Origin of the sequence: Cryobacterium breve (assembly GCF_004402375.1) — a bacterium.
Taxonomy (GTDB): Bacteria; Actinomycetota; Actinomycetes; order Actinomycetales; family Microbacteriaceae; genus Cryobacterium; species Cryobacterium breve.
In genome coordinates, this window is the sequence record NZ_SOGJ01000004.1 from 79,304 (window position 1) to 86,389 (window position 7,086).

Below are 7,086 nucleotides of genomic sequence, written 5' to 3' on the forward strand. Positions count from 1 at the left end.
CCATCGAAGGAAACCCATGCGCTTGTACCTGGCGTCCACGTCTCCGGCGCGGCTGATGCTGTTGCGCTCGGCCGGGATCGAGCCCGTCACGGTCGCCCCGGACGTCGACGAGGATGCCGTAGCTGGTGAGGCCGCCCGGGCCACCGGCGTACCGCTCACGCCGCATCGCGTCGTTGAACTGCTCGCGAGGGCCAAGGCGGAGGCCGTGTCCCGCGCGCTGAGCGGCAGCGGCGACATCATCGACGGCCTGGTGCTCGGCGGCGACTCGGTCTTCGTGATCGACGACGTCATCTACGGCAAGCCGCACACCGCCGCGAAGGCCCGCGAGCGCTGGCAGCTGCAGCGCGGCCGCACCGGTCAGCTCTATTCGGGCCACTGGCTGATCGACCACGCCGACGGTGTCGCCGGGCGGGCGGTCGGCGCCGTCGCCGTGGCCGATGTCACCTTCGCCGACGACATCGGCGACGAGGAACTCGACGCCTACATCAATACCGGAGAGCCCCTCTTCGTCGCGGGCGCTTTCACCATCGATAGCCTCGGGGCGCCGTTCATCACACATATCAGCGGGGATCCGTCCACCGTGGTCGGCCTGTCGCTGCCGACGCTGCGTCGGCTCGTGACCGGGCTCGGGCACGCGTGGCCGAGCCTGTGGAATCGCGGCAACGCCTGACCGACAGCTCATTTCGGAGGCCGATTGTAGGCATCCGCACCTTTATCGTCCGTGTTTTTGTGGGACAGAACCAAAAGCAGTGCGGCTCTGCCCCATAAGCTAGGGCACTGTGCCCCCAATAACGAAGGTCCTCATCGCAAACCGGGGCGAAATCGCCGTCCGGGTGATCCGAGCCGCCAAAGACAACGGCATCCTCTCGGTTGCCGTCTACGCCGACCAGGATCGCGACTCGATGCATTCGCATCTGGCCGACGAGGCCTACGGCCTGGACGGAACCACGAGCGCGGAAACCTACCTCGTCATTGAAAAGCTTCTTTCTGTAGCCCGACGGTCCGGCGCCGATGCCGTGCACCCTGGCTACGGGTTCCTCGCCGAGAATGCCGACTTTGCCCGGGCCGTGATCGGCGCCGGCCTGATCTGGATCGGCCCATCCCCCGATGCCATCGAGAAACTCGGAGACAAGGTGTCCGCCCGTCACGTGGCCGAGAAGGTGAACGCCCCGATGGCGCCGGGCACCCTCAACCCCGTGGTGGATGCCGCGGAGGTGCTTGATTTCGTCGACCTCCACGGTCTGCCGGTCGCGATCAAGGCGGCCTTCGGCGGCGGCGGACGCGGCCTGAAGGTCGCCCGAACCCGCGAGGAGGTTCCCGAGCTCTTCGACTCCGCCACTCGGGAGGCCGTCGCCGCGTTCGGTCGCGGCGAGTGCTTCGTGGAGAAGTACCTGGACAAGCCGCGCCATGTCGAGACCCAGTGCCTCGCCGACGCCTACGGCACCGTGGTGGTCGTTTCCACCCGCGACTGCTCGCTGCAGCGCCGCCACCAGAAGCTGGTCGAGGAGGCCCCCGCGCCGTTCCTCACCGACGCGCAGCAGAGCGAGATGTACCGCGCTTCCAAGGCGATCCTCGCGGAGGTCGGCTACGTCGGCGCCGGCACCTGCGAATTCCTGATCGGCCAGGACGGCACCGTCTCTTTCCTGGAGGTCAACACCCGGCTGCAGGTCGAGCATCCGGTGTCCGAGGAAGTGACCGGAATCGACCTGGTCCGCGAGCAGTTCCGCCTGGCCGAGGGCGGCCGCCTCGACTACGACGACCCGAAGCCGATCGGGCATTCCTTCGAGTTCCGCATCAACGGCGAGGATGCCGGCCGCGGTTTCATGCCGGCCCCCGGCCCCGTGCACGTCTTCAAACCCTCCGGCGGCCCCGGCGTGCGTGTGGACAGCGGCGTCACGGCCGGGGACGTCATCTCCGGTTCCTTCGACTCCCTGCTCGCGAAGCTCGTCGTCACCGGGGCCACCCGCGAGGAGGCGCTCGAGCGTTCCCGCCGGGCCCTCGACGAGTTCGAGGTTGCGGGTCTCCCCACCGTGCTCCCCTTCCACCGCCGGATCGTGCGCGACCCCGCGTTCGCACCCGCGAACGGTCAACCGTTCTCCATTTACACCCGCTGGATCGAAACCGAGTTCGTCAACGACATCGAGCCCTGGAACGGGTCACCGGAAGAACTGACCGGCCCGGCGAAGCGCCACAACGTTGTCGTCGAGGTGGAGGGGCGCCGGATCGAGGTCAGCCTGCCGGTTCGCCTTCTGCCCGGCGCGACCTCCGAGAACACGGGTGGCCCCGCTCCCCGGCGCCGCACCGGCTCACACGCGGTCAGCGCGGCCACCGGCGACGCCGTGCACGCCCCCATGCAGGCGACGATCGTGAAGCTCGCCGTGGCCGAGGGCGACCTGGTCGTCAAAGGCGACCTGCTGCTCGTGCTCGAGGCCATGAAGATGGAACAGCCGCTGACCTCTCATAAGGACGGCGTCATCGGCAACATCGGGGCGACCGTCGGCGCCACCGTGGCTTCTGGTTTCGTGCTGATGGCCGTCGTCGACCCTGAGGTCGTCACCGTCTGAGGCCTGACCCCGCGTCATCTGCACCACGACACCACCCTCGTTCGCTGAACGAGGGTGTTGTCGTGTGTCGTGATGGCGAGCCGCAGGGTCAGAGCACGATGTGCATGGCGCGCGCGGCATCCGTGATCGAACCGGTCAGCGATGGGTACACCGGGAACGCCTGAGCGACCTCGTCGACCGTGAGCCGGTGCTCGACCGCGAGGGCGAGCGGGAAGATCAGCTCGCTCGCCTTGGGCGCCACGATAACGCCCCCGATCACGGTGCCGGTGGTGGTGGTGGCGAACAGCTTCACGAAACCGTCCTTGATGCCCATCATCTTGGCGCGTGGGTTAGAGGCGAGCGGAAGCTTGTAGATGCTGCCGCGGGTGAGGCCGTCTTCGATCTGCTTCTGGCTCCAGCCGACCGTGGCGATCTCCGGCTGAGTGAAGATATTCGCCGCCACGTTGCGGATCTCGATCGGGTTGACGGCGTCGCCCATGGCGTGGAACACGGCGGTGCGTCCCATCATCGAGGCGACGGATGCCAGCGGCAGCTCGGTCGTGCAGTCCCCGGCCGCGTAGATGCTCGGCATCGACGTGCGCGCCACCCGGTTGACCCGGATGTGGCCTGATTCGGTCAGCTGCACGCCGGCCTCCTCGAGTCCGAGCCCCTTGGTGTTCGGCACTGAGCCCACCGCGATGAGGCAGTGGCTGCCCTCGACCGTGCGACCGTCGGAAAGGGTGGCGAGCACACCGGACTCGGTGCGCACCACGGATTCGGCGCGGGACTTGCTGAGCACGACCATGCCGTTGCGCTTGAAGACGTTCTCGATCACGGCGGCGGCGTCGGCGTCCTCGCCGGGCAGCACCTGGTCGCGGCTGGAGATCAGTGTCACCTTCGCACCGAGCGCTCGGTAGGCGGAGGCGAACTCAGCCCCGGTCACACCGGAACCGACGACGATGAGGTGTTCGGGGACCGCACGCAGGTTGTACAGCTCGGTCCAGCTGAGGATGCGCTCGCCGTCGGGGATGGCGGTGGGCAGGATGCGCGGGGTCGCCCCGACGGACACCACGATCGTGTCGGCCTCGATCCGGTCGAAGTCGATGCCGGAGCCGTCTTCGGCGGTGGCCACGATCACGCCGCTGGCACCGTCGAGCCGGCCGTGGCCGTGCACCAGGTTCACGCCCGCGCGCAGCAGGGTGGCCTTCATGTCCTCGGACTGCTGCCGAGCCAGGGCCAGGAGCCGCTTGTTGACCGCCGCCAGGTTGATGGCCACCTCGGGGCGGGCGGGCTTGTCCTTCTCCCCGCGCACGAACAGCTGCACACCGAGCTCGGTGGCGTCGTGGATCGAGTTCGTGGCCTCGGCTGTGGCGATCAGGGACTTGGAGGGAACGACATCCGTGATCACGGCGGAACCGCCGACACCGACGCGCTCGACCAGAGTGACCTCGGCACCCTGCTGGGCGCCGGCCAGGGCCGCCTCGTAACCGCCGGGACCTCCACCGAGGATAGCGATGCGCTGCTTGCGTTCGAAGTCGTAGGCCATGGTCATATTCTCCCGCCCCGCGCACCTGCCGCCAAACCCCGGGCATCCCGCCCGCCTCCGGCCCACCAATTCGACGGAGATTCTGCCGAAAATGGACGTTCACACCCCCTTTCGGCTGCTCATTCGCAGATTCTCCGTCGAATTGGCCAACGGAACATCTTCGAAATGGGCAGGCAATTAGAGTAGAGGGATGCTGAAGACCGACATTAATCCGCTCGACGCGCGAGAAACGGACCCGTTCGAAGTTGCACGGACCGCCGCTTCCGAGATCGCCGAGGCCACGGGCGTAGCCCGCCACGATATCGCCCTGACTCTGGGCAGTGGATGGGGCAAGGCCGCCGATTTGATCGGCGAGACCACGCACACCCTCGACGCGCAGTACATCACCGGGTTCAGCGCACCCGCCCTGGCCGGCCACGCCGGAACGTTGCGCTCGGTGCTGCTGCCCAGCGGCAAGCGCGCGCTGCTCATCGGAGCCCGCACACACTATTACGAGGGCCACGGCGTGCGCCGGGTCGTGCACAGCGTACGCACCGCGGCCGCCACCGGCGCGACGACCATGATCCTCACCAACGGTGCCGGCGGCATCCGTGAGACCTGGAAGCCCGGCACCCCCGTGCTGATCAGCGACCACATCAACCTGACGGCCGACTCACCCCTCGAGGGCGCCACCTTCGTCGACCTGACCGACCTCTATTCGCGCCGCCTGCGCGACTTGGCGCGCAGCATCGACCCGTCGCTCGACGAGGGCGTGTACTGCCAGTTCCGCGGCCCGCACTACGAGACGCCCGCCGAGGTGCAGATGGCCAAGGTCATCGGCGGCCACATCGTGGGCATGTCGACGGCGCTCGAGGCCATCGCCGCCCGCCAGTCCGGCATGGAGATCCTCGGCCTGTCACTGATCACCAACCTTGCGGCCGGCATCCAACAGGAGCCGCTCAGCCACTCGGAGGTGCTCGAGGCCGGCAAACTCGCCGAGCCCGTCATCAGCGCACTGCTGGCCCGGATCGTGGCCGCACTGTGAGCCTCGACACCACCGGCCCGGAGAACACCGGCACGGAGAACACCAACACGGATGCCGCCGCACGCGGCCGCCACTCGTCCGCGGACGACTCCGCCCCAGGCAAGGTTGTGCTCCCCGACACCATGGTGATCGACACCGTAACCGTGGACCCAGCCGGCGGTACCGCCGACGCCACGCCCACGGATGCCGCCTCCACCGTGATCGCCGCCGCCAACGCCTGGCTCGGCCAGGACCCTGACCCCGAAACGCAGGCTGAACTGCGCCTGCTGCTGCGCGGAGCCGCCGACGAAGACGCCGCCGCCCTCGCCGAGCTGCACGCCCGGTTCGACGACCGCCTCGCCTTCGGCACGGCCGGACTGCGCGGCGCCATCGCCGCCGGCTCCAACCGGATGAACCGCGTACTCGTCTGTCAGGCTGCTGCCGGGCTTGCCGCGTTCCTGATCAAGAACACCGAACCGGGCCAGGTTCCGTCGGTCGTCATCGGCTACGACGGGCGTAAGAACTCGCAGGTCTTCGCCACCGACTCCGCGGCGATCATGGCCGGAGCCGGGGTGCGCGCCATCCTGCTGCCCCGCCTGCTTCCGACTCCCGTGCTCGCATTTGCCGTGCGCCACCTCAACGTCGGTGCCGGCATCATGGTCACCGCGTCGCACAACCCGCCCAACGACAACGGCTACAAGGTCTACCTGGGCGGAGCCAGCCAGGGCTCTCAGATCGTCTCCCCCGACGACGTCGCGATCGCGGACGAAATTCTGCGCGTCGCCGCCGAGGAGCACGTTCCCGACCTGCCACGGGCCGCCTATGAGACCGCACCCGAGTCGGTCGTGCAGGCCTACATCGACGCGACCGCGAGCCTGGCCCACCGCCCGCGCGCTCAGGTCAACACCGTCTATACGGCCCTGCACGGCGTCGGCTGGGACACCGCCCGTCGCGTTCTGGAGTCGGCCGGCTTCGACCTGCCCACGCTCGTTGACGCCCAGATCGCTCCGGATGCCGCATTCCCCACGGTCTCCTTCCCTAACCCCGAGGAACCCGGGGCGATGGATCTCGCGTACCAAACGGCACGGGAGGCCGGCGCCGAGCTGATCATCGCCAACGACCCCGACGCCGACCGCCTCGCGATCGCGATCCCGCACGAGGGCTCGCCGAGCGGCTACCGACGTCTCTCCGGCAACGAGGTCGGTGCCATCCTCGGCTGGCGCGCTGCGGAGCTCGCCGCGCAGGTCAGCGGAGACGGCGGCGCGACAGGCACCCTCGCCTGCTCCATCGTCTCCACCCCGGCACTGGAGGCCGTGGCCAAGGCCTACGGGCTGCGCTTCACCGACACCCTGACCGGCTTCAAGTGGGTGTCGCGTGCCCCCGGCCTGATCTTCGGTTTCGAGGAAGCCCTCGGCTACCTCGTGAATCCCGTCACCGTGCGCGACAAGGACGGCATCTCCGCCGCCGTGGCACTGCTCTCCCTGGTCAGCGACCTCAAGGCCGAGGGCGTCACGCTTGCGGAACACCTCGACCGGTTCAGCGCCCGGTTCGGCCACTTCGCCTCGGGCCAGATCTCCGTGCGGGTGACCGACCTGACCGAGATCGAGCGGGTGATGGCCCGGTTGCGCGAGACGCCCCCGGCGTTCGTCGGCCACCTGGCCGTCGACCACATCGACGATCTCTCGGCCGGTTTCAATGGCCTCCCGCCCAGCGACGTGCTGCGGATTCGGCTGGCCGACGGCTCGCGAGTGATGGTGCGCCCGAGCGGCACCGAGCCGAAGCTCAAGGTCTACCTCGACACGAGCAGCACCGTCGGCACGGTCGCCGAGCGCCAGGCCGCCGCCGAGGCGACCCTCGCGGACTTGGACCGAGGCATGCGCGACCTGATCGCGTAGCCGGCGTCACCGGGCGCCGGCCCTTGCTCGCGGGGCCCCGCGGGGCCCCGCGCCCGGGCCCGCGCGCGAGTGCTGCGCCGCTGCGCGGGTGGCGTGCCA

The 7,086-nt window shown here is 68.9% G+C and carries 5 protein-coding genes; 4 read left to right on the forward strand and 1 reads right to left on the reverse strand.

What is annotated here, in order from left to right:
• The first annotated feature begins 16 nt into the window (after positions 1-16).
• The gene (locus E3O65_RS00750) at positions 17-670 is read left to right on the forward strand and encodes a Maf family protein (protein WP_134361840.1); all 654 of its coding nucleotides are present in this window, start codon (positions 17-19) and stop codon (positions 668-670) included.
• A gap of 109 nt (positions 671-779) precedes the next feature.
• Positions 780-2,564, forward strand: a complete 1,785-nt coding sequence (locus tag E3O65_RS00755; RefSeq protein WP_134361841.1) for an acetyl/propionyl/methylcrotonyl-CoA carboxylase subunit alpha — start codon at positions 780-782, stop codon at positions 2,562-2,564.
• Between the two features lie 88 nt (positions 2,565-2,652).
• Here E3O65_RS00755 and E3O65_RS00760 read toward each other — a convergent pair whose 3' ends face one another.
• On the reverse strand, positions 2,653-4,089 hold the full coding sequence (locus E3O65_RS00760; RefSeq protein ID WP_134361842.1) for an NAD(P)H-quinone dehydrogenase: 1,437 nt from the start codon (positions 4,087-4,089) through the stop codon (positions 2,653-2,655).
• A gap of 190 nt (positions 4,090-4,279) precedes the next feature.
• Between E3O65_RS00760 and E3O65_RS00765 the strand changes: the two genes are divergently transcribed.
• Together E3O65_RS00765 and E3O65_RS00770 are read left to right on the forward strand one after the other, a co-directional pair.
• On the forward strand, positions 4,280-5,113 hold the full coding sequence (locus E3O65_RS00765; protein WP_134361843.1) for a purine-nucleoside phosphorylase: 834 nt from the start codon (positions 4,280-4,282) through the stop codon (positions 5,111-5,113).
• Positions 5,114-5,235: 122 nt separating this feature from the next.
• Entirely contained in the window at positions 5,236-6,987 is a 1,752-nt protein-coding gene (locus tag E3O65_RS00770; protein WP_134361854.1) for a phospho-sugar mutase, read from the forward strand.
• The last annotated feature ends 99 nt before the right edge of the window (positions 6,988-7,086 follow it).